General features: G+C 75.0%; 11 protein-coding genes. 8 read left to right on the top strand and 3 right to left on the bottom strand.

Translation table 11 applies throughout. The annotated features are described in order from the left end of the window. Positions 1–18 precede the first annotated feature (18 nt). Complete coding sequence (locus ACIOFR_RS37665; RefSeq protein ID WP_401004641.1) at positions 19–822, bottom strand: carbon-nitrogen hydrolase family protein; 804 nt, start codon at positions 820–822, stop codon at positions 19–21. A 249-nt stretch (positions 823–1071) separates the two neighbouring features. On the opposite strand from ACIOFR_RS37665, the gene ACIOFR_RS37660 reads away from it, so the two are divergent. The 4 genes from ACIOFR_RS37660 (at position 1072) to ACIOFR_RS37645 (ending at position 5436) form a co-directional block, all read left to right on the top strand. Continuing rightward, the gene (locus ACIOFR_RS37660; protein WP_401004639.1) at positions 1072–2007 is read left to right on the top strand and encodes an ACP S-malonyltransferase; all 936 of its coding nucleotides are present in this window, start codon (positions 1072–1074) and stop codon (positions 2005–2007) included. Positions 2008–2138: 131 nt separating this feature from the next. After that, positions 2139–3002: a metallophosphoesterase family protein gene (locus ACIOFR_RS37655; RefSeq protein ID WP_401004638.1), complete on the top strand. Its 864-nt coding sequence runs from the start codon at positions 2139–2141 to the stop codon at positions 3000–3002. Next, positions 2999–3661, top strand: coding sequence for a 4'-phosphopantetheinyl transferase (locus ACIOFR_RS37650; protein WP_401004636.1), 663 nt, complete (start codon positions 2999–3001; stop codon positions 3659–3661). The genes ACIOFR_RS37655 and ACIOFR_RS37650 overlap by 4 nt, the downstream gene beginning before the upstream one ends. A 350-nt stretch (positions 3662–4011) precedes the next feature. Further along, entirely contained in the window at positions 4012–5436 is a 1425-nt protein-coding gene (locus ACIOFR_RS37645; protein WP_401004634.1) for a class I adenylate-forming enzyme family protein, read from the top strand. A gap of 74 nt (positions 5437–5510) precedes the next feature. Here ACIOFR_RS37645 and ACIOFR_RS37640 read toward each other — a convergent pair whose 3' ends face one another. Together ACIOFR_RS37640 and ACIOFR_RS37635 are read right to left on the bottom strand one after the other, a co-directional pair. Beyond that, positions 5511–6155, bottom strand: a complete 645-nt coding sequence (locus ACIOFR_RS37640) for a response regulator (protein ID WP_401004632.1) — start codon at positions 6153–6155, stop codon at positions 5511–5513. Then, complete coding sequence (locus ACIOFR_RS37635) at positions 6152–7534, bottom strand: histidine kinase (RefSeq protein WP_401004630.1); 1383 nt, start codon at positions 7532–7534, stop codon at positions 6152–6154. The genes ACIOFR_RS37640 and ACIOFR_RS37635 overlap by 4 nt, the downstream gene beginning before the upstream one ends. A gap of 273 nt (positions 7535–7807) precedes the next feature. Here ACIOFR_RS37635 and ACIOFR_RS37630 point away from each other — a divergent pair, with 273 nt between their 5' ends. The 4 genes from ACIOFR_RS37630 to ACIOFR_RS37615 all read left to right on the top strand — a co-directional run. After that, entirely contained in the window at positions 7808–8317 is a 510-nt protein-coding gene (locus ACIOFR_RS37630) for a hypothetical protein (protein WP_401004628.1), read from the top strand. Positions 8318–8332: 15 nt separating this feature from the next. Then, positions 8333–8833, top strand: a complete 501-nt coding sequence (locus tag ACIOFR_RS37625; protein WP_401004626.1) for a PH domain-containing protein — start codon at positions 8333–8335, stop codon at positions 8831–8833. Then, positions 8830–10443: a PH domain-containing protein gene (locus ACIOFR_RS37620; RefSeq protein WP_401004625.1), complete on the top strand. Its 1614-nt coding sequence runs from the start codon at positions 8830–8832 to the stop codon at positions 10441–10443. The genes ACIOFR_RS37625 and ACIOFR_RS37620 overlap by 4 nt, the downstream gene beginning before the upstream one ends. Positions 10444–10690: 247 nt before the next feature. Next, a partial coding sequence (locus ACIOFR_RS37615; RefSeq protein ID WP_401004623.1) for a type I polyketide synthase occupies positions 10691–23169 on the top strand: 12479 nt, incomplete at its 3' end.

Raw genomic sequence — 23169 nt, 5'->3', positions numbered from 1 at the left:
GGGCCCGGTCCACCAGGGTCAGCCCAGCCGGGCGGGCAGACCCTCGTAGAGCTCGGGACGCCGGTCGAGGAGATAGGGAGTGTCGGCGCGAGCCTTCGCCACCACGGCCGGGTCGACGTCCGCCAGCAGCAGTCCCTCGACGGGATCCTCCAGCGACACCCGGGTGCCGTCCGGCGCGGCCACCGTGGTCAGCCCGCAGAAGTCCAGGCCGCCGCGCTCGCCGATCCAGTTGGTGTAGGCCACGTACAGCTGGCTCTCGAACGCCCGGGCCGGCACCAGCGTCCTGGCGACGAACTCCCAGGGCCGCATCAGCGCCGTCGGCACCACCAGCAGCTGCGAGCCGGCCATCGCGTGCGCCCGCACCGACTCCGGGAACTCCACGTCGTAGCAGACCAGCAGGCCGACCGTCAGATCGCCGAGCCGGGCCTGCACCACGCCGTGGTCGCCCGGCACGAAACGGGAGGTGTCCACGTCGCCGAAGAGGTGCGCCTTGCGGTAGGCCGCGAGCGTGCGGCCGTCCGCGGCCACCAGCCGGGCCGCGTTGTAGACCCCGGTGCCGTCGTCCTCGGGCCAGCCGTGCACCACGGCGATCGAGAACTCGCGGGCGATCTCCGAGACGGCCGCGCAGTGCGGGCCGTCCAGCGGCTCGGCCGCCCGGGCCAGCGTGCCGGGGCGCAGCGGGTAGCCACCCACCGTCATCTCCGGCGCCACCAGCAGCTGCGCACCCTCCGCGGCGGCCCGCCGGGCCGCTTCGCGCAGCCGCCCCAGCAGATGCGGGACGTCGGGGGAGCCGCACGCGGCCTGCCAGCAAGCAATCCTCATCGCGTGCGTCCTCGGGTAGCGGGTGCGGTCGTGTCCGGGCGTCCTGCGCCGCCACCGACGCTAGGCGGGCCCCGGTCGCGCGACAACCCCTGACCGGGGCCCGGCCCTCCCGTCCCGGCGGCTAGGGGCGGCAGGGGTGACGACAGGGGTGGCGGGCCCGCGGGCGCACGCGGTTACGTTCCACCGGGACCCGACCGATCCGACACGGCCGGCCGGGCCCGCCTCGAACCGCCGACAGAACGGGCTGACATGACGACCGGTGAGCCGGGGAGCAGCGCAATCGTCTTCCCCGCCATGGGCCCCTCGCGCTTCGCCGACTTCAGCCGCTTCATGGTGGCGAACGCGGCCGCCAGGGAACGCTTCGCGGTGGCCGACGAGGTGCTCGGCCACAGCGTCTTCGACGCGCTGCGCGCCAGCGACGACGACTACTCCGAGGTCGCCCAGGTGACCTCCTTCGTGACCTCGCTGGCCCTGGTCGACTGGGGCCTGGCCACCGGCCGGCAGGCGCCCGCCGACTACTGCGCCGGCGTCAGCTTCGGCAAGCTGGCGGCCGCCGCCCACGCCGGGGTGCTGCCCTTCGAGGAGGCGGTGCGCCTGGTCGCGGAGAGCGCCCGCTGCGAGCGCGACTACTTCGCCGAGCACCACAGCGACATCGTCACCCACTCCTTCGTCAAGATCGGCCCCGAGCAGCTCGACGAACTGCTCGCCGGACTCGCCGCCGACGGCGAGTGGTACGAGCTCTCCTCGCACCTCGACCACGACCTCTACATGGTCTCGCTCTCCGAACGGGCCCTGGACGGCTTCAGGAAGCGCATCGGCGCCGCCGGCGGCTACTCGCTCTACACCATGCGCCCGCCCGCCCACGCGAGCGTCTTCGGGCCGCTGCGCGACCGCATCGAGCGGGACGTGCTGTCCGGTCACCGGCTGCGGGACCCGCGGCTGCCGATCGTCTCCGACCAGGACGGCTCGCTGGTGGAGAGCGCCGAGCAGGCCGCCGAGTGGATCCTCGGCGGCTTCGTCCGGCCGATGCGCTGGCCCGGCATCGTCGACACGCTGGCCGGCCGCGGCGTCGACCGGATCGCCATCGTCGGACGCGACCGGCTGCTGCGCCGCCTCAAGTGCACCGTCGACAACTTCACCACCAGCACGCTCGCACCCGAATCGGCCCTCAGGCCCGCCGCCTGAGCAGCCCGGCCGACGGCCGCCCGGCACCCGGCGCCCGACCGGCGGCGCCCGCCGCCCGAGCCACCCGACCCACGGCGCCGGCAACGCGGCGCGTGTGCGCGGTCCGGCGCCCCGAGAAAGGCACCACCCCCTTGACCCACCACCCCGGTGCGGCGCACGGCACGCTCTTCGCCACCAGCGACCTGCACATCGGCTACCAGGAGAACCGCGCGATCGTCGAGGGCCTGCACCCCTCGGCCCCGGAGGACTGGCTGATCGTCGCCGGTGACATCGGCGAGATCATGGCGGACGTCCGGTGGGCGCTCGGCCTGCTCGCGGAGCGGTTCGCCACCGTCGTCTGGGCGCCCGGCAACCACGAGCTGTGGACCCACCCGGCCGACCCGGTCGCCCTGCGCGGCGTGCGCCGCTACGAGCACCTCGTCGCGCTCTGCCGCGAGTTGGGCGTGCACACCCCGGAGGACCCCTACCCGGTCTGGCACGGCGAGGGCGGTCCGGTGCGGATCGCGCCGCTGTTCGTCGGCTACGACTACACCTTCCTGCCCCCGGGCGCGGTCACCAAGGCGCAGGCCCTGGCGCGGGCGCACGAGAGCGGCGCGGTCTGCTCCGACGAGTACCTGCTGCACCCCGACCCCTACCCGAGCAGGGAGGCCTGGTGCCGGGCCCGGGTGGCGGCCACCGAACGCCGGCTCGCCGAGGTCGACCCGGCGGTGCCGACCGTCCTCGTCAACCACTACCCGCTGGTGCGCGAGCCGACCGACGTCCTGTACTACCCGGAGTTCGCGCAGTGGTGCGGCACCACGGCCACCGCCGACTGGCACACCCGCTACAACGTGGCGGCCGTCGTCTACGGGCACCTGCACATCCCGCGGCGCACCCGGCACGACGGCGTCCGCTTCCAGGAGGTGTCGGTCGGCTACCCGCGCGAGTGGCGCCGCCGGGGCCCCGACGTCCCGTCCGGCCTGACCCGGATCCTCCCCGAGCGGGGGACCCGGTGATCGAACGGATCCTGCCCGCCGCGGTCGCCGCGGTGGAGTCGACGGAGCGGGCCGACGGGGCGACCGGGGAGCTGTTCCCCGAGGAGCTGGCCCACATCGCCCACTCGGTGCCGCACCGCAGGGCCGAGTTCGCCGCCGTGCGCCGCTGCGCCCGCGGCGCGCTCGCCGCCCTCGGGCACCCGGCCGTGCCGCTGGTCCCCGGGCCGCGCGGCGAACCCCGCTGGCCCGCCGGGGTGGTGGGCAGCATGACGCACTGCGCAGGCTACCGGGCGGCCGCCCTCGCCCCGGCCGGCGAACTGCTGAGCGTGGGGATCGACGCCGAGCCCGACCTCCCGCTGCCCGAGGGCGTGCTGGAGGCGGTCGGCCGCCCCGAGGAACTGCCCGGGCTCGCCCGGCTCGGCCGTGTCCACCCGCAGCTGCACGCCGACCGGTTGCTGTTCAGTGCGAAGGAGAGCGTCTACAAGGCGTGGTTCCCGCTGACCGGCCTGATGCTGGACTTCTCCGAGGCCACCCTCGCCTTCGACCCGGACGGCGGCTTCACCGCGCGGCTGCTGGTCCCGGGGCCGGTGGTCGCCGGACGCCGGCTGCCCGGCTTCGAGGGCCGCTGGCTGGCCTCCGCCGGGCTGGTCCTGACCGCCGTCGCGGTGCCCCACCCCTGAACTCCCAGGGTCCGTGCACGAAAACGAAGTTGACGCGCTGTGGACGGCCCCGCGGGCTGGGGGAGGATAGGGGTACTGCCTCCCGCGACCGGTCGGTAACGTCCGGAGCGCGGTGGCGCGGCTTTCCCGGCCCCCTGGCGTCCGACGCCTTCCCGGGCCGGGCCCGGCCCCGCCGGACGGCGCGCCCGACGGCCGGCGCCGCAGCTGGTCCCGGGCCCGGACAGGGCCCGGCCGAGACCGTGTCGGCCGACTGCCGCGGTCTTTCCCCACGGCCCCGGATCCGACGCCCGCGCGCCGGAGTTGCGGGCGCGTCCCGCGGTGGCCGCCGAGTAGAGAAGGAAGAGTGAGCCATGGCGGCAAAGATCCTTGCGGAGGACTCGGCGGTGACCCTCGCCGCGTTCGAACAGGACACCCTGAGGGTCGCTCAGGTCCTGCGCGAACGCGGAGTCGGACTCGGCAGCCGGGTGCTGCTGAAGGCCGGCAACTCCGCCAGCTACGTGTCGGTCCTGTTCGCGCTGATGCACGTGGGCGCCTCGATCGTGCTGCTCGACCAGCAGGAGCGCACGGAGGCCACCGGGTCGGTGGTCCAGCGGTCCGGCGCCAAGCTCGTCCTGGTGGACGACGACGCCCCGGTGCCGGCCGACCTCGACCCGGTCCACCTCTACGAGCTCATCTCGGCCGCCCCCGAGGTGCGGGTCACCGACCGGCAGCTGGACTTCGGTGCCTGGAGCGACCTCGACGACGCGCTGATCATGTGGTCCTCCGGCTCGACCGGCGAACCCAAGGGCATCGTCAAGAACGGCGGGCGGTTCCTGCGCAACCTGGAGCGCAACGCCCGCCACATGGGCCACGGCCCCGACGACGTGCTGCTGCCCCTGCTGCCGTTCTCCCACCAGTACGGGCTGTCGATGGTGCTGATCGCCTGGATCGTGCGGGGCTCGCTCGTCGTCGCCCCCTACAAGCGGCTCGACCGCGCCCTGCGGATGGCCGGCCCCTCGGGCGCCACCGTGGTGGACGCCACCCCGGCGACGTACCGCAGCATCCTCGGCATCCTGCGGCAGAAGCCCGCCCTGGGGCGCTCGCTCGGCGCGGTGCGGATGTTCTGCAGCGGCGCGGCCCCGCTCGACCAGGCCCTCACCGACCTGTACGTGGAGCGCTTCGGCCTGCCGCTGCTGGACAGTTACGGCAGCACCGAGGCCGGCAACGTGGCCTTCGCGACCGCGGACAACCCGGTCTCCTGCGGCCGGGTCATGGACGGCCTGCGGATCCGGGTCGTCGACGACGAGGACCACGACGTGCCCGCCGACGTGGTCGGCGAACTGCTCGTGGAGACACCGGACGTGATGATCGGCTACCTGACCGCCGACGGCGGTGTCGATCCCGTCCCGCAGGACGTCTTCCGCACCGGTGACCTCGGCTACCTGGACGCCGACGGCAACCTCTTCGTCCTCGGCCGGAAGTTCGCCGTGCACCGCAACGGCTACACCCTCTACCCGGAGATCGTCGAGCGCAAGGCCGCCGCCGGGGGGTGTGCCACCCGCATCGTGGCGCTGCCGGACGAGCGCCGCGGCAGCAGCCTGGTCTTCTTCGTGGAGGACGAGCAACTGCGTGGCGCCGCCCACTGGCGCACCCTGCTGACCGAGCTGCTGCCCGCGTACGAGCAGCCGAACCGGGTGGTCGTCCTGGAGCGGTTCCCGCTCAACCGCAACGGCAAGCCGGACAAGCGCCGGATGACCGAACTGGCGCTCGCCGGGGCCGGCCAGGCGGCCGCCTGACGCCCCGGCACCCACCGTCCGCCGGACCGGGCGGGCCGCGGCCGTCCCCGCCGCCCGCCGGTCCGGCGGACTTCTCAGTCCAGCAGGCCGCGCTCCATCGCCGCCAGCACGGCCGCCGTGCGGTCGGAGACGTCGAGCTTGCGGAAGATCCGCAGCAGGTGCGTCTTGACCGTCGCCTCCCCGATGTGGAGCTCGCGGCCGATGTCGGCGTTGGTCAGCCCGCGGCCGACCAGGTGCAGCACCTCGCGCTCCCGGGCGGACAGCGGTGTCGGCTCCTGCGCCCGCGCCCGGAACAGCCGGCCCGCGACCGCGGGGGAGAGCACCGTCTCGCCGCGCGCCGCGGCCCGCACCGCGTTGATCAGGTCGACCCGCGAGGTGCCCTTCAGCAGGTAGCCGGCGGCGCCCGCCTCGACCGCGCGCAGGATGTCCGCGTCGCTCTCGTAGGTGGTGACCACCACCACCCGCGGATGCCGGGACCGGGCCAGGATCCGGGTGGTGGCGGTGACGCCGTCCATGGCGCCCATCCGCAGGTCCATCAGCACCACGTCCGGTGCCAGCGAGGCCGCCAGCACGACCGCCTCCTCGCCCCCGCCGGCCGTGCCGGCCACCGTGATGCCCGGCGCCGACTCCAGCATCGCCGAAAGGCCCTCGCGGACCACCGGATGGTCGTCGGCGATCAGGACGGTGATGTCTCGCTCGGCGGGACGGCCGGTGCTCATCGGGATGCTCCGTCGGGCTGGGCGGACGACCGGTCACCACGGCGGATGTCCGGAATGTCGGCATTGTCTGCGGTGTCTGCGGTGTCTGTGATGCTCGCGATGCCGGGGCCGTCCGGCGGTCCGGCCGCCGCCTCCGGGCCACCGTCGAGCGGCACCCCGTCGAGCGGCACCCGAACGGCCACCACCGTGCCGAACCCGGGCCGGCTGGACACCCGGGCCGTACCCCCGATCTCCGCCAGCCGCGCGCGCAGCCCGCGCAGCCCGTACCCCTCGGTCGGCTGCCCGGCGTCGAACCCGCGGCCGTTGTCGGTCACCGTCAACCGGACCTCGCGGTCCGTGAACTCGGTGCGCAGGGTGACCTGCCGGGCGCCGGCGTGCTTGCGGACGTTCGCCAGCGACTCCTGTGCCGAGCGCAAAAGCACCACGCCGACCGCCGTCGGCAACGGGAACTCCGTGCCCTCGGTGGCGTACCCGACCGTCAGACCGGTCTCGGCCGCCAGGGCCTCGCCCTGACGCCGCAGCGCCTCGCCCAGCGAGTTGCCGCGCAGCGCGGCCGGGGTGAGCGCCGCGACGAAGCCCCGGGTCTCGGCCAGGTTGGCGGTGGCGGACCGGGCGGCCAGCGCGAGGTGACGCCGGGCCAGCTCCGGCTGCTCCTCCAACTCCGACTCGGCGGCCTGGATCAGCGCGATGACGCTGGTCAGTCCCTGGGCCACGGTGTCGTGGATCTCGCGGGCCAGCCGCTCGCGCTCGGCCGCGATGCCGGCCTGGTGCGACAGGTGGGCCTCGCGCTCGCGGCTGCGCTCCAACTCCTCGATCAGCCGGCCACGGTCGCGGCTCTGCTCGACCACCCGGGTGATCCACAGGCCCAGCAGCACCGTCAGCGCGATCCCCAGCAGCGTCAGTGGCAGGATGCCCAGCACCTCGGCGCCCAGCCGGCCACTGCTGATCCACACCAGCACCAGCGGCACCAGGTTGGCGAACAGCACCACCGCGATCCCCAGCGAGGTCGGCAGGCTCATCAGCAGCATCGGGCAGATCGCGAACAGTGCGAACGCGCTGGCCAGATCGAGCGCGGCGGCGACCGCGAACAGCACCAGCAGGCCCAGCGCGAACCACCGGCTGCGCGGCGGCTTCTCACCACCGCGCAGCAGCGGCCGCCCGAACCCGGCGTACCAGGGCACGATCAGGGTCAGCGCGCCGACCGCTCCCGCCACCCGGCCCGGCGCGGCCTGCGAGGTGAGCAGCAGTCCGGCGGTGACCACGTACGACAGGCCGAAGTAGGCGTCCCACAGGCCGGCCCAGCGGACCACCGGGTCGGTACGGGAGGCCGCATCGCGGCGGGCGGCGGCGGGCTGGTCGGACGGGGCGTGAGCTGGCACGCTGACCAGTCCTACCACGCGAGGTCCGTGGCGTGCACCCGCCGCCCGGCGGCAACCGCCCGCCGCACCGCGCCGCACCGCGCCGCCCCGGACCGCCCGACGCACCGCGTGCCCCCGGACCGCCCGCTGTCCGCTGTCCGCTGTCCACCGACCGGTGGACAACCGGTTCCGTCCACCGGTTGTTCCACCCTCCTCCCCGCGTCCCTAGCGTGGAAGCAGGGAGGACGGGACGTCAGGAAGTCCTCCACGGACGAGCATCGGGAGTCGCACCACATGAGCGGGTTCACCACCACCCTGGTGGTCAGCGGGACGGTCCTGGCCGTCATCCTGGCCAGCGATCTGGGTCGCCGCCGGATCACCACCATGCGCCTGGTCCGGCCGCTGATCGCGGTGGCCGTCGTGATGGCGTTCTTCTTCCACACCCCGCAACTGGCCGGCAACGACCTCTCGCTGCAACTGGTCGGCGTCGGACTCGGCAGCATTCTGGGTCTCGTCGCCGGGGCGATGCTGCCCGGCGAGGCGGATTCCGAGGGAAACGTCTACACCACGGCCGGCGTGCTGTACGTCCTCTTCTGGATCGCCATGTCCGCGGCCCGGGTGGTATTCGTCTACGGAATCGAGCACTGGTACACGGCCGATATCATCGAGTTCGCCATCACGTACCGGATCAGCGGCCCTGAGGTCTTCTCGAATTCGCTGGTCCTGATGGCCCTCGCCACCGTCCTCGCGCGGACCGCCGTGGTGCTCAACCGTCGCCGTCGGCTCCTCGCCGCCACCCGATAGGAACAGGAACAGGACATGTCCTCAACCGAAGGTCTCCGGCTCCGGCCACCGCAGCACCGGGTGGAGCGCCGCGCCGTCGCCTGGTGGACGGTGCAGGCCTCGCTGATCCCCGTACCGCTGATCCTCACGGTCGCCGCCCTCTACCTGTTCATACCGCCGGCCCGCTTCGTCTTCGGCTGGGTGCTGCTCGCGGTGGCCGTCCCGGGCCTGGCGTACATCGCGGTGATGCCGCAGTGGCGCTACCGGGTGCACCGCTGGGAGACCACCGACGAGGCGGTCTACACCGCCTCCGGGTGGCTCTGGCAGCGGTGGCGGGTCGCGCCGCTGTCGCGGATCCAGACCGTGGACACCGTCCGCGGCCCGCTGGAGCAGCTCTTCGGCCTCGCGGGGATCAAGGTCACCACGGCCTCCGCGGCCGGCGACATCAAGATCCGCGGGATCGACCACCGCAGGGCCGTCGAGGTCGTCGAGCACCTGACCCGCACCACCCAGGCCACCCCGGGAGACGCCACGTGAGCCCCGAGCCGGCCGGCCCCACCGGCACCGGCACCGACGACCCCGCCCGGGGCGCGCTGCCCGGGCCGCGCGCCGGAACCGACCCCGCGCACCCCACCGGGGGCGGCGCCGACGGACCCGCCTGGCAGCGCCTCAGCCTGCGCTCCGTCCCGCTCCACCTGAGCTGGGTCCTGGCGCCGCTGGCCACCACCGCCGGCACCGTCCTCGGCGGGGACGGCACCCTCAACCTCCAGGCGCTGATCACCCTGGCCACCCTGACCGTGGCCTTCGGCGTGGTCGCCGCGATCAACCTGATGCGCTGCCTCACCACCCGCTACCGGATCGACCGCGACCGGCTGGAGGTCCACAAGGGCCTGCTCTTCCGCAGCAGCCGCACCGTCCTGCTGGAGCGCGTCCGCAACGCCGACGTCACCGCCAAACCGCTCTACCGGCTCCTCGGCCTCGCCTCCGTCGCCGTGGGCGTCGCCGGCGGCGGCTCCTCGGGCGGCTCGCTGTCCCTCGACGGCGTCACCCGCGACCAGGCCACCGCGCTGCGCCGGGACCTGCTCAACCGGCGCGCCGCCCTGCTCGCCGCCGAGGGCGCGCCGGCGGAGACCGAGGACACCGCGATCGTCCGCTTCGACCGCGCCTGGGTGCGGTACGCGCCGCTGACCGTCTGGGGCGTCGGCGGCCTGTTCGCCGCGCTCGGCGTCGTCTACCGCACGCTGCACGAGATGCAGATCGACCCCCTGGAGCTGGGCGCCGTACGCGGCCTGGTCGACACCTTCACCTCCGTCCCGGTGTGGGTCGCCGTCCCGGTCACCGTGCTGGCCGTCGCCGCCGTCGGCACCGCGGGCGCGGTCGGCCTGTACGTCGAGGGCTGGTCCGGCTTCCGGCTGGAACGCGAGGAGGGCGGCATCCTGCGGGTGCGGCGCGGGCTGTGGATCCACCGCTCGGTCTCCATCGAGGAAGGGCGCCTGCGCGGCGTCGAAGTGGTCGAGCCGATGCTGCTGCGCTGGGGCGGCGGCGCCCGGCTGCACGCCGTCGCCGGCGGTCTCGGCACCGCCGAGGAGAACCGCACCCGCGGCACCCTGATGCCGCCCTCGCCCCGCGCCGAGGTGCTGCGGGTCGCCGCCGAGGTGCTCGGCGCAGACCGCTCGCCGACCGAGGCCGTCGAGCTGGCCCGCCACCCCCGCCGGGCGCTGCGCCGCCGCATCAACCGCGGGCTGCTGGTCGTGCTGCCGGTGGTCGCCCTGGTGGCGCTGCCCGGGATCTGGGTGCCCGGCTTCCTCGTCGCGGCCGGGATCACCGCCGCCGTCCTGCTGCCCGCCGCCGTGCTGCTCGCCCTGGACGCCTACCGCACCCTCGGCCACGGCCTGGCCGGCTCCTACCTGGTGAGCAGGGCCGGCACCTTCGCCCACCGAACGGTCGCCCTCCGCCGCGAGGGAGTGATCGGCTGGACGGTCTCCCGCTCCCCGTTCCAGCGCCGGGCGGGCCTGCTGACGCTGTCCGCCGCCACCGCGGCCGGCGCCGGGGTGTACCGGGTCCGCGACGTCGCCGAGGGCGAGGGGCTGGCCTTCGCGGAGCAGGCCGTGCCCGGGCTGCTCGCGCCGTTCCTGGTACGCGACTGACCGGCCTACCCGAGGAAATTCCGGCATTCGCTTTACCGGGCCGCCACCGAGCGGTAGCGTGGCCCGACCGCGGGAACGGAATATCACCGAGAATTCCCGCCGCGCATTCCTCCCGGCCGGCGTCCCCAGGATTTCCTAGGGGCCGCCGGCCGAATCGTAGGGGTGATTAGGGGCCCCGTAGGGGGTTATCCGCCGCCCGATTCCCGTGGCACGCTGACCAACGGTGTTTGATACCGTCAGCCGGGTAGTGGAGCGCGCGATGATGAACCAGTCCGAGGAATTCATTCCGGAGTCGGCCGGCGCGGACGCCGATAATTCGGACGGTTTCTCGTCCTGGCGCACGCGACTCGCCGCCTGCTCCGAGGCGGAGCAGCAGCGGACCGTCCTGAACCTCGTCCTCGACCGGGCCAGGGAGGCGCTGCGCGGCAGGTCGACCGCCACCGTCGACGCCGACCGCCCGTTCCTGGAGCTCGGCTTCGACTCGCTCGCCGCCGTCGACCTGCACAGCCGCCTCACCGCCGCCACCGGCCTGCGGCTGCCGGTCACCCTGGTCTTCGACCACCCGACCCCGGCCTCGCTCGCCCGCCACCTGCGGGCCGAACTCCTCGGCCTGACAGGCGAGTCCGCCCCGGAGCCGATGCCCGAGGGCGCCCACGACGAGCCGATCGCCATCGTCGCGATGGCCTGCCGCTTCCCCGGCGACGCCAACTCGCCCGAGCAGCTCTGGCAGCTCGTCACCGACGAGGTCGACGCCGTCTCCGCCTTCCCCACCGGCCGCGGCTGGGACCTCGACGGCCTCTTCGACGCCGACCCCGACCAGGCCGGCACCTCCTACGCCCGCGAGGGCGGCTTCCTGCACGACGCCGACGCGTTCGACCCGGGCTTCTTCACCATCTCGCCGCGCGAGGCCCTCGCCATGGACCCGCAGCAGCGGCTGCTGCTGGAGACCTCCTGGGAGGCCTTCGAACGGGCCGGCATCGACCCGACCGCCCTGCGCGACTCCCGCACCGGCGTCTTCATCGGCGCCGAGGCCCAGGAGTACGGCCCCCGGCTGCACGAGGCCGCCGACGGCATGGAGGGCTTCCTCGTCACCGGCAACGCCGCCAGCGTCGCCTCCGGCCGGATCTCCTACACCTTCGGCTTCCAGGGCCCGGCCGTCACCGTCGACACCGCCTGCTCCTCCTCGCTGGTCGCCCTGCACCTCGCCGTGCAGTCGCTGCGCCGCGGCGAGTGCGGTGTCGCCCTGGCCGGCGGCGTGGCCGTGATGGCCGGCCCCGGCTCCTTCGTCGCCTTCAGCCGCCAGCGCGGCCTGGCCCCCGACGGCCGCTGCAAGCCGTTCGCGGCCGCCGCCGACGGCACCGCCTGGGGCGAGGGCGTCGGCATGCTGCTGGTCGAGCGGCTCTCCGACGCACAGCGCAACGGGCACCCGGTGCTCGCCGTCGTCCGCGGCACCGCGATCAACCAGGACGGCGCCTCCAACGGCCTCACCGCCCCCAACGGCCCCTCCCAGCAGCGCGTCATCCGCCAGGCCCTGGCCGACGCCGGTCTGACCGCCCAGGACGTCGACGCCGTCGAGGCGCACGGCACCGGCACCACCCTCGGCGACCCGATCGAGGCCCAGGCGCTGCTCGCCACCTACGGTCAGGACCGCACCGACGACCGGCCGCTGTGGCTCGGCTCGCTGAAGTCCAACATCGGCCACACCCAGGCCGCCGCCGGCATCGGCGGCATCATCAAGACCGTCATGGCGATGCGCCACGGCGTCCTCCCGCGGACCCTGCACGTCGACGAGCCGACCCCGCACGTGGACTGGGCCGCCGGCGCCGTCGAACTGCTCACCGAGGCCCGCCCCTGGCCCGAGACCGGCCGCCCCCGCCGCGCCGCCGTCTCCTCCTTCGGCTTCAGCGGCACCAACGCCCACGCCGTCATCGAACAGGCCCCGCAGGCCGCCGCGATCCCCGCCGCCGAGCCCGCCACCCACGCGCCCGCCGCCCTGCCCTGGGTCCTGTCCGCCAAGACCCCCGAGGCCCTGCGCGACCAGGCCCGCCGCCTCGGCGCGCACCTCGACGCCCACCCCGAGCACCGGCTCGCCGACCTCGGGCACTCGCTCGCCACCACCCGTACCGCCTTCGAGCACCGCGCCGCCCTCGTCGCGGGCGACCGCGACGGCTTCCGCCGGGCCCTCACCGCCCTCGCCGACGGCCTCGGCGCCCCCGGCCTCCTCCAGGGCTCGCCCGTCACCGGCGGCACCGCCTTCCTCTTCACCGGCCAGGGCAGCCAGCGCCTGGCCATGGGCCGCGAACTCCACGAGACCCATCCGGTCTTCGCCCGCGCCCTCGACCGGGCGATCGGCCACCTCGACCTCCAGCTCGAACACCCGCTGCGGGACGTCCTGTTCGCCGCCGAGGGCACCCCCGAGGCCGACCTGCTGCACCGCACCGCCTACACCCAGCCGGCGCTGTTCGCCGTCGAGGTCGCCCTGTTCCGGCTGCTGGAGTCCTGGGGCCTGCGCCCCGACGCGGTCGCCGGCCACTCCATCGGCGAGTTCGCCGCCGCCCACGCCGCCGGCGTCCTCACCCTCTCCGACGCCGCCCTGCTGGTCGCCGCCCGCGGCCGTCTCATGGAGGCGCTGCCCGCTGGCGGAGCCATGGTCGCCGTCCAGGCCACCGAGGCCGAGATCCGCGCCTCCCTCACCGGCCGCGAGCACGCCGTCGCCGTCGCCGCCGTCAACGGCCCCACCTCCGTCGTCCTCGCCGGCGACGAGGACGCCGTCCTCGACATCGCCGCCCACTGGGCCGAGCAGGGCCGCAAGACCCGCCGCCTGACGGTCAGCCACGCCTTCCACTCGCCGCACATGGACGGCATGCTCGCCGAGTTCCGCCGCTGCGCCCAGGCCGTCGCGTACGGCGCGCCGAACATCCCGCTCGTCTCCACCCTCACCGGCACCACCGTCACCGCCGACGAGATCGGCGACCCCGAGTACTGGGTGCGCCACGTCCGCGACACCGTGCGCTACCACGACGCCGTCCGCACCCTGGAGGCCCGGGGCGTCACCACCTACCTGGAGCTCGGCCCCGAGGGCGTGCTCTCCGCGATGGGCCAGGACTGCCTGGCCGACCCGGACGCGGCCGTCTTCGTGCCGCTGCTGCGCGGCGACCGCCCCGAGGCGCACACCGTCACCGCCGCGCTCGGCCAGGCCCACGTCCGCGGTGCCGAACCCGACTGGGACGCCGTCTTCGCCGGCCAGGGCGCCCGCCGCGTCGACCTGCCCACCTACCCCTTCCAGCACGAGCGGTTCTGGCTCGGCACCGGCTCCGGCAGCGGCGACGTCACCGCCGCCGGCCTCGGCGCCGTCGACCACCCGCTGCTCGGCGCGGCCGTCGCCCTCGCCGACACCGACGGCGTCCTGTTCACCGGCCGGATCGCCCTCGACACCCACCCCTGGCTGGCCGACCACGCCGTCCTGGACACCGTCCTGCTGCCCGGCACCGCCTTCGTCGAGCTCGCCGTCCGCGCCGCCGACCAGGTCGGCTGCGGCCTCGTCGAGGAACTCACCCTGGAGGCACCGCTGCTGGTGCCCGCCCAGGGCGGCGTCCACCTGCAGATCGTCGTCGGCGGCCCGGACGAGACCGGCGGCCGCACCCTCACCGTCCACTCCCGCCCCGAGCACGCCGACCCCGCCGAGCCCTGGACCCGCCACGCCGGCGGACTGCTCACCCCGGCCACCGACCCCGAGGCCTCCTTCGACCTCACCGCCTGGCCGCCGGCCGGAGCCCGGCCCGTGGACACCGACGAGGTGCACGCCCGGCTGGCCGAGGCCGGCTTCGGCTACGGCCCCGCCTTCCGCGGCCTGCGCGCCGTCTGGCAGCACGGCACCGCGATCCTCGCCGAGATCGAACTCCCCGAGGAGGACCGCGACGGCGCCGCCCGCTTCGGCCTGCACCCCGCGCTGCTCGACGCCGCCCTGCACGCCCTCGGCGCCGACACCTCCGACGCCGCCGTCCGCGGCGGCCTGCCCTTCTCCTGGCACGGCGTCACCCTGCACGCCGCCGGCGCCACCGCGCTGCGCCTGCGGGCCACCCCGGCCGGCCGCGGCGAGGTCGCCCTGGAGCTGGCCGACGCCGCCGGGCAGCCCGTGCTGTCCGTACGCGCCCTCGCCCTGCGCGAGATCTCCGCCGAGCAGCTCGACGCCGCCCGCGCACCCCGCACCGACTCGCTCTTCCGGGTGGAGTGGGCCACCCTGCCGGTCTCCGCCGCCACCACCGGCCGCTGGGCCGCCCTCGGCCCGGTGTCCGCCGTCCCGGCCGCCGAGCAGCACACCGACCTCGCCGCGCTCGCCGCGGCCGTCGACGCGGGGCAGCCCGTTCCCGACGCCGTGTTCCTGCCGCTGCCCGCCGGCACCACCGCCGCCGGGGACACCACCGATGCCGAGCACGCCGCCGCCTCCGGGCACCGGTCCGCCGAGCACGCCGCCGCCGTGCACCGCGCGGTCCACCACGCGCTCGCCGTCACCCGCGAGTGGCTCGCCGACGAACGCTTCGCCGCCGCCCGCCTGGTCCTCACCACCACTGGCCCCGCCGACGGCCCGAACACCCTCGCCGACGCCGCCGTGCGCGGCCTGGTCCGCTCCGCCCAGCTGGAGCACCCCGACCGCCTGGTCCTCCTCCGCCTCGACACCCCCGACCTGCCCGGCGAGGTCCTGGCCGGCGCCCTCGCCTCCGGGGAACCCGAACTCGCCTTCCACGACGGCCTCGTCCGCGTCCCCCGGCTGGCCCGCGCACACGCCGCCGCCCCCGCCGACGACGCCGTACCCGCCTTCGGCCCGCACGGCACCGTCCTCGTCACCGGCGCCTCCGGCGCCCTCGGCACCCTCGTCGCCCGCCACCTCGTCACCCGGCACGGCGTCCGCAGCCTGCTGCTGCTCTCCCGGCGCGGCGCCGACGCCCCCGGCACCGCCGACCTGGTCACCGAACTCGCCGAGCACGGCGCCACCGTCACCGTCGCCGCCTGCGACACCGCCGACCGCGACGCACTGGCCGCCGCACTCGCCGGACACCCGCTCACCGGCGTCGTCCACACCGCGGGCGTCCTCGACGACGGCGTCCTCGACGCCCTCACCCCCGAGCGCGTCGACACCGTCCTCCGTCCCAAGGTCGACGCCGCGCTCCACCTGCACGAGCTGACCGCCGACCAGCCGCTCACCGCCTTCGTCCTGTTCTCCTCCAACGCGGGCGTCCTCGGCGGCCTCGGCCAGGCCAACTACGCCGCCGCCAACGCCGCCCTCGACGCCCTCGCCGAGCAGCGCCACGCCGCCGGCCTGCCCGCCACCTCCCTCGCCTGGGGCCTGTGGGCCGACGGCGGCATGGCCGGCACCCTCGACAGCGCGGACCTGCTGCGCCTCGCCCGCGCCGGCATGACCGGCCTCGCCGACGACGAGGGTCTGGCCCTCCTGGACACCGCCACCGCCACCGCCGAGCCGCTGCTCATCCCGATGCGCCTCGACCTCGCCGCCCTGCGCGCCCAGGCCGCGGCCGGCACCCTCCCCGCCCAGCTGCGCGGCCTCGTCCGCACGCCCACCCGGCGCACCGCCCGCGCCGGCCGGGCCGGCGGCACGGAACTGATGCGCCGCCTGGCCGGCCTCCCCGAGGCCGATCTGGACCGCGAGATCCTCGAACTGCTGCGGGTCCGGGTCGCCGCCGTGCTCGGCCACGCCTCGTCCGACGTGATCGACGCGGGCCGCGCCTTCAACGAGCTCGGCTTCGACTCGCTGACCTCCGTCGAACTGCGCAACGAGCTCAACGCCGTCACCGGCCTGCGGCTGTCGCCGACCCTGATCTTCGACTACCCGACGCCCGCGGCCCTCGCCGCCCACCTGCGCACCGAGATCGCCGGCGCCGCCGCCGACGCGCACCCGGCCCCCGCCGCCCCGGCCCGCCCGGACGACGAGCCGATCGCCATCGTCGGCATGGCCTGCCGCTACCCCGGCGGTGTCTCCTCGCCCGAGCAGCTGTGGCAGCTGGTCACCGGCGGCACCGACGCCATCTCCGCCTTCCCGGCCGGCCGCGGCTGGGACCTCGACCGGCTCTTCGACCCGGACCCCGACCACCCCGGCACCAGCTACGCCGACCAGGGCGGCTTCCTGCACGACGCAGGCCTGTTCGACCCCGCGTTCTTCGGCATCTCGCCGCGCGAGGCCCTCGCCATGGACCCGCAGCAGCGGCTGCTGCTGGAGACCACCTGGGAGACCTTCGAGCGGGCCGGCATCGACCCGGCCTCGCTGCGCGGCAGCCGGACCGGCGTCTTCGCCGGCGTGATGTACCACGACTACGCCACCCGGCTCGGCGCGGTCCCCGAGGGCGTCGAGGGCTACCTCGGCACCGGCACCTCCGGCAGCATCGCCTCCGGCCGCGTCGCCTACACCTTCGGCCTCGAAGGCCCCGCCGTCACCGTCGACACCGCCTGCTCCTCCTCGCTGGTCGCCCTGCACCTCGCCGTCCAGGCGCTGCGCCAGGGCGACTGCACGATGGCGCTGGCCGGCGGCGTCACCGTGATGGCCACCCCCGAGGCGTTCGTCGACTTCAGCCGCCAGCGCGGCCTGGCCAGGGACGGCAGGTCCAAGTCCTTCTCCGCCGCCGCCGACGGCACCAGCTGGTCCGAGGGCGCGGGCATGCTGCTCGTCGAACGGCTCTCCGACGCCCGCCGCAACGGGCACCGGGTCCTCGCGATCGTCCGCGGCTCGGCGATCAACCAGGACGGCGCCTCCAACGGCCTCACCGCCCCCAACGGCCCCTCCCAGCAGCGCGTCATCCAGCAGGCCCTGGCCGACGCCGGTCTGACCACCCAGGACGTCGACGCCGTCGAGGCGCACGGCACCGGCACCACCCTCGGCGACCCGATCGAGGCCCAGGCCCTGCTGGCCACCTACGGCCGGGACCGCGACCAGGACACGCCGCTGTGGCTCGGCTCGCTGAAGTCCAACATCGGCCACACCCAGGCCGCCGCCGGCGTCGCCGGCATCATCAAGATGGTCATGGCGATGCGCCACGGCGTCCTGCCGCAGAGCCTCCACCTCGACCAGCCCTCGCCGAACGTCGACTGGGCGTCCGGCGCCGTCGAACTGCTCACCGAGGCCCGCCCGTGGCCCGAGACCGGCCGCCCCCGCCGCGCCGCCGTCTCCTCCTTCGGCTTCAGCGGCACCAACGCCCACACCATCGTCGAACAGCCCCCCGCGGACGACCGCACCGAGCAGCCCGCGCCGGCCGCAACGGCCCCGCGCCCCCGGGCCTGGCTCCTCTCCGCCAAGAACGAGGACGCGCTGCGCGCGCAGGCCCGCACCCTGCTGGCCGAGCTCGGCGACGGCGCCGCACTCGCCGACGCCTCCGACACCGACATCGCCAACGCCCTCGCGACCGGCCGCGCCCTGCTGGAGCACCGCGCCGCCGTCGTCGGCGGGGACCGTACGGAGTTCCTGGCCGGCCTCGCCGCGCTCGCCGCCGGGGAGCCCTCCGGCACCGTCGTGCGCGGCACCGCCGCCGCCGGCCGCACCGCGTTCCTGTTCACCGGCCAGGGCAGCCAGCGGGCCGGCATGGCCGAGGAACTGGCCGCCGCCCACCCGGTGTTCGCCGAGGCACTCGACGCGGTCCGCGCGGAGCTGGACCGGCACCTGGAGCGCCCGCTGCACGAGGCGACCGCGGACCAGGACCTGATCGACGAGACCGGCTGGACCCAGCCCGCGCTGTTCGCGGTGGAGGTGGCGCTGTTCCGCCTGCTGGAGTCCTGGGGTGTCCGTCCTGATTTCCTGGCCGGTCACTCGATCGGTGAGCTGGCCGCCGCGCACGTGGCGGGTGTGCTGTCGCTGGCGGACGCCTCTCGACTGGTGGCGGCGCGTGGCCGCCTGATGCAGGCGCTGCCGCGCGGCGGCGCGATGGTCGCCGTGCAGGCGACCGAGGCCGAGGTCGAGCCGCTGCTCACCAACGATGTCGGTATCGCGGCCGTCAACGGGCCTTCCTCGGTGGTGATTTCGGGCGCCGAGGACGCCGTGCTGGCGGTCGTGGAGCAGCTGGGGGACCGCAAGTCCAAGCGGCTCACCGTCAGCCACGCCTTCCACTCGCCGCTGATGGGCGGGATGCTCGACGAATTCCGCTCCGTGGCAGCCGAGTTGACGTTCTCGGCGCCCCGGATCCCGATCGTCTCCACCCTCACCGGCACGCTCGTGTCGGACGAGCTGACCGACCCCGAGTACTGGGTGCGGCACGTCCGCGAGGCCGTCCGGTTCGCCGACGCCGTCCGCGCCCTGGAGGCCGAAGGCGTCCGCACCTTCGTCGAACTGGGCCCCGACGCGGTGCTGTCGGGCCTGGGCGAGGACTGCACCACCGAGGACGCCCACTTCGTCCCCGCCCTGCGCGCCGGACGCCCCGAGGCCACCACCCTCACCGCCGCCCTCGCCCGGCTGCACCTGCGCACCGCGGGCGTCGACTGGCAGGCGGTCCTCCGCGGGCAGCACGCCCGCCCGATCGACCTGCCGACCTACGCCTTCCAGCGGCAGTGGTACTGGCTGGAGAACCTCGCCGCCCCGGCGGCCGGCCCGGCCGTCGTCGACGCCGTGGACGCCCGCTTCTGGGACGCCGTCGACAGCGGCGACGTGGACGCCCTGACCGCGGCCCTCGACGTGAGCGGCGACCAGCCCCTCAGCACCGTCCTGCCTGTCCTCTCCGCCTGGCGCCGCCGCAGCCGCGAACAGGCCACCGTCGACACCCTGCGCTACCGCGCCACCTGGAAGCCCGTCGGCGAGGCCGGAGGGGCCCTGCCCGCAGGCGCCTGGCTGCTCGCCGTCCCGGCCGCCCTCGTCGAGGACGCCGCCGTCCTCGGCGCGGCCCGCACCCTCGCCGCCCGCGGCGCCGAGGTCCGCGCCATCGAGCTGGACACCGCCACCGACCGCGCCGCCCTCACCGCCCGCCTGACGGAAGCCGTCGCCGACGGCGCCGCCGTCGCAGGCGTGCTCTCCCTGCTCGCCCTCGACGAGCAGCCCGCCGACGGCGTGCCGAACGGCCTGCTGCTCACCACCCGGCTCGTCCAGGCACTCGGCGACGCAGGTCTCACCGCACCCCTGTGGTGCGTGACGCGTGGCGCGGTGGCGACCGGCCGTTCGGAGCGGGTGGCCGATCCGGTACAGGCGCAGGTCTGGGGTCTGGGCCGGGTGGTCGCTCTCGAACACCCGGACCGCTGGGGCGGGTTGATCGACCTGCCCGAGCAGTTGGACGACCGGCTGCTCGGCCGCCTCGCCACGGCCCTCACGGGCGCCGCCGGGGACCAGGTGGCGGTGCGTGCCTCCGGGGTGTTCGGCCGTCGTCTGGTGCGGGCCGTTCGTGGCGAGGCCACCGGGTGGTCGCCGTCGGGGACGGTGTTGGTGACCGGTGGTACGGGTGCGCTGGGTGCGGAGGTGTCGCGCTGGCTGGCCCGGGGCGGTGCGGAGCACCTGGTGCTGACCAGCCGCCGGGGCCTGGACGCGCCGGGTGCGGCCGAGCTGCGGGACGAGCTGTCCGCGCTGGGCGTGACGGTGACGGTCGCCGCGTGTGACGTCGCGGACCGGGACGCGCTGGCCGAGATGCTCTCCGCGCACCGGCTGTCGGCGGTGTTCCACACCGCGGGCGTGCTGGACGACGGTGTGGTGGACGGTCTGACGGCCGAGCGTTTCGCCACGGTGGCCCGTCCGAAGGTGGACGCCGCCCGTAACCTGCACGAGCTGACGGCCGACCACGACCTGACGGCGTTCGTGCTGTTCTCCTCGATGGCGGGTTCGGTCGGCAGCGCCGGCCAGGGCAACTACGCCGCCGCCAACGCCTACCTGGACGCACTCGCCGAGCAGCGCCGCGCCGACGGCCTGCCCGCCACCTCCCTCGCCTGGGGCCCCTGGGCCCAGGGCGGTATGGCCGCCGACGGCACCGTCGAGCAGCGTCTGCACCGGGACGGCGTCCCGCCGATGGCCCCAGCCCTCGCCCTCGCCGCCCTCCGGCAGGCCGTCGAGCACGGCGACACCGCGCTCACCGTGGTCGACATCGCCTGGGACCGCTTCCTGCCCGGCCTGACCGCCGTCCGCCCGACCACGCTCTTCGACGAGATCCCCGAAGCCCGGCAGACCGCCGCGGCCGCCACCGGGACCACCGGCGCAGCCGCCGTCACCTCCTCCCAGGCCGGCCGCCTCGCAGGCCTCCCCGAAGCCGAGCAGCACCGCGTCATGCTGGACCTCGTCCGCACCAACGTCGCGGCCGTCCTCGCCCACTCCGGGACGGACCTGGTCGAAGCGGGCCGCGCGTTCAAGGAGCTCGGCTTCGACTCGCTGACCGCCGTCGAACTGCGCAACCGCCTGAACGCCGCGACCGGCCTGCGCCTGCCCACCACCCTCGTCTTCGACTACCCCTCCGCCGCTGCACTCGCCGACCACCTGCGCACCGAACTGGTCGGCCGGCGACCCGGCGCAGAGACCGGACCGACGGCCCGGACGGCCGCCGACGACGAGCCGATCGCCATCGTCGCGATGAGCTGCCGCTTCCCCGGCGGGGTGACCTCCCCCGAGCAGCTCTGGCAGCTGCTGGTGAACGGCGACGACGCGATGTCGGGGCTGCCGACCGACCGCGGCTGGAACGTCGACACCCTCTACGACCCCGACCCGGACCAGGTCGGCAAGATCTACACCCGCGAGGGCGGATTCCTCTACGACGCGGCCGAGTTCGACGCGGGCTTCTTCGGCATCTCGCCGCGCGAAGCCCTGTCGATGGACCCGCAGCAGCGTCTCCTGCTGGAGACCTCCTGGGAGGCCTTCGAGCGGGCCGGCATCGACCCGGCCGCCCTGCGCGGCAGCCGGACCGGCGTCTTCGCCGGCACCAACGGCCAGGACTACCTCGCCCTGCTGATGAACTCGCCCGAGGAACTGGAAGGCCACCTCGGCACCGGAACGGCGGCGAGCGTCGTCTCGGGACGCCTCTCCTACACCTTCGGCCTCGAAGGCCCGGCGGTCACCGTCGACACCGCCTGCTCCTCCTCCCTCGTCGCCCTCCACCTCGCCGTCCAGGCCCTGCGCAACGGCGAGTGCACCCTCGCCCTCGCCGGCGGCGTCACCGTCATGGCGACGCCGGACACCTTCCTCGACTTCAGCCGCCAGCGCGGCCTGGCCGCCGACGGCCGGTGCAAGGCCTTCGCGGCCGGGGCCGACGGCACCGCCTGGGGCGAAGGCGTCGGCATGCTGCTCGTCGAGCGGCTGTCGGACGCGCGGCGCAACGGGCACCCGGTGCTCGCGGTGGTCCGTGGCAGCGCCGTCAACCAGGACGGTGCGTCCAACGGCCTGACCGCGCCGAACGGTCCCTCGCAGCAGCGCGTGATCAAGCAGGCGCTGGCGAGTGCGGGCCTCTCCGCCCAGGACGTCCACGCCGTCGAGGCGCACGGCACCGGCACGGCGCTCGGCGACCCGATCGAGGCGCAGGCCCTGCTCGCCACCTATGGCCGGGAGCGCGCCGAGGCAGAGCCGCTGTGGCTCGGCTCGGTGAAGTCCAACATCGGTCACACCCAGGCCGCCGCCGGCGTCGCCGGTGTCATCAAGATGGTGCTGGCGATGCAGCACGGCGTGCTGCCCAAGACCCTCCACGCGGACGAGCGCTCGCCGCACGTCGACTGGTCGGCCGGAGCCGTCGAGCTGCTCACCGAGAACAGGGACTGGCCGCAGACCGGCGGCCCGCGCCGAGCGGCGGTCTCGTCCTTCGGCTTCAGCGGCACCAACGCGCACGCCGTCCTGGAGCAGGCCCCGGCCGTGGAGGAGGAGGTGCCGGCCGCGGAGGCGGTGGTGCTTCCGGTGGTGCCGGTGGTGCTCTCGGCGAAGAGTGGGGAGGCTCTGGCGGCGCAGGCTGCGGAGCTGGCGGCGCTGGTCGAGGGTGACGAGTCGCTGAGCCTGCTGGATGTGGGTTTCTCGCTGGCGACGAGCCGGGCCGCGTTCGAGCACCGGGCCGGGTTCGCTGCGGCGGACCGTGCGGAGCTGCTGGCGGGGCTGTCCGCGTTGTCGGGTTCCGGGGTGGTGGTGGAGGGGCGTACGGCGTTCCTGTTCACCGGTCAGGGCAGCCAGCGGGCGGCCATGGGTGCGGAGTTGTATGCCGCGTATCCGGTGTTCGCGGACGCGTTCGACGCGGTGTGCGCGGAGCTTGACGGTCACCTGGACCGTCCGTTGCGCGATGCTGTCGCGGATGCGGAGTTGGTGAACGAGACGGCGTTCACGCAGCCGGCGCTGTTCGCGTTGGGGGTGGCGCTGTTCCGGCTGCTGGAGTCGTGGGGTGTGACCCCCGACGTGCTGGCGGGTCACTCGATCGGTGAGCTGGCCGCCGCGCACGTGGCGGGTGTGCTGTCGCTGGCGGATGCCGCCACGCTGGTCGCCGCCCGCGGTCGGCTGATGCAGGCGCTGCCGCGTGGCGGTGCGATGGTGGCGGTGCAGGCGACCGAGGCGAAGGTTGTGCCACTGCTGACCGACGGTGTCGGGATCGCCGCTGTCAACGGGCCTTCCTCGGTGGTGATTTCGGGCACCGAGGACGCCGTGCTGGCGGTGGTGGAGCAGCTGGGGGAGCGTAAGTCCAAGCGGCTCACGGTCAGCCACGCGTTCCACTCGCCGCTGATGGACGGCATGCTCGACGAGTTCCGTACGGTGGCGCAGCAGTTGACCTTCTCGGTGCCGCGGATCCCGATCGTCTC

It is taken from the genome of Kitasatospora sp. NPDC088346 (assembly GCF_044740765.1).
Classification (GTDB): Bacteria; Actinomycetota; Actinomycetes; order Streptomycetales; family Streptomycetaceae; genus Kitasatospora.
This window is presented reverse-complemented; position numbering and strand designations above follow the sequence as displayed.

What these genes read in the sequence shown, in the direction of transcription:
- ACIOFR_RS37665 (WP_401004641.1), bottom strand. Translation starts at nt 822, where the DNA reads ATGAGGATTGCTTGCTGGCAGGCCGCGTGCGGCTCCCCCGACGTCCCG.
- ACIOFR_RS37640 (WP_401004632.1), bottom strand. Translation starts at nt 6,155, where the DNA reads ATGAGCACCGGCCGTCCCGCCGAGCGAGACATCACCGTCCTGATCGCC.
- ACIOFR_RS37645 (WP_401004634.1), top strand. Translation starts at nt 4,012, where the DNA reads ATGGCGGCAAAGATCCTTGCGGAGGACTCGGCGGTGACCCTCGCCGCG.
- ACIOFR_RS37625 (WP_401004626.1), top strand. Translation starts at nt 8,333, where the DNA reads ATGTCCTCAACCGAAGGTCTCCGGCTCCGGCCACCGCAGCACCGGGTG.
- ACIOFR_RS37630 (WP_401004628.1), top strand. Translation starts at nt 7,808, where the DNA reads ATGAGCGGGTTCACCACCACCCTGGTGGTCAGCGGGACGGTCCTGGCC.
- ACIOFR_RS37660 (WP_401004639.1), top strand. Translation starts at nt 1,072, where the DNA reads ATGACGACCGGTGAGCCGGGGAGCAGCGCAATCGTCTTCCCCGCCATG.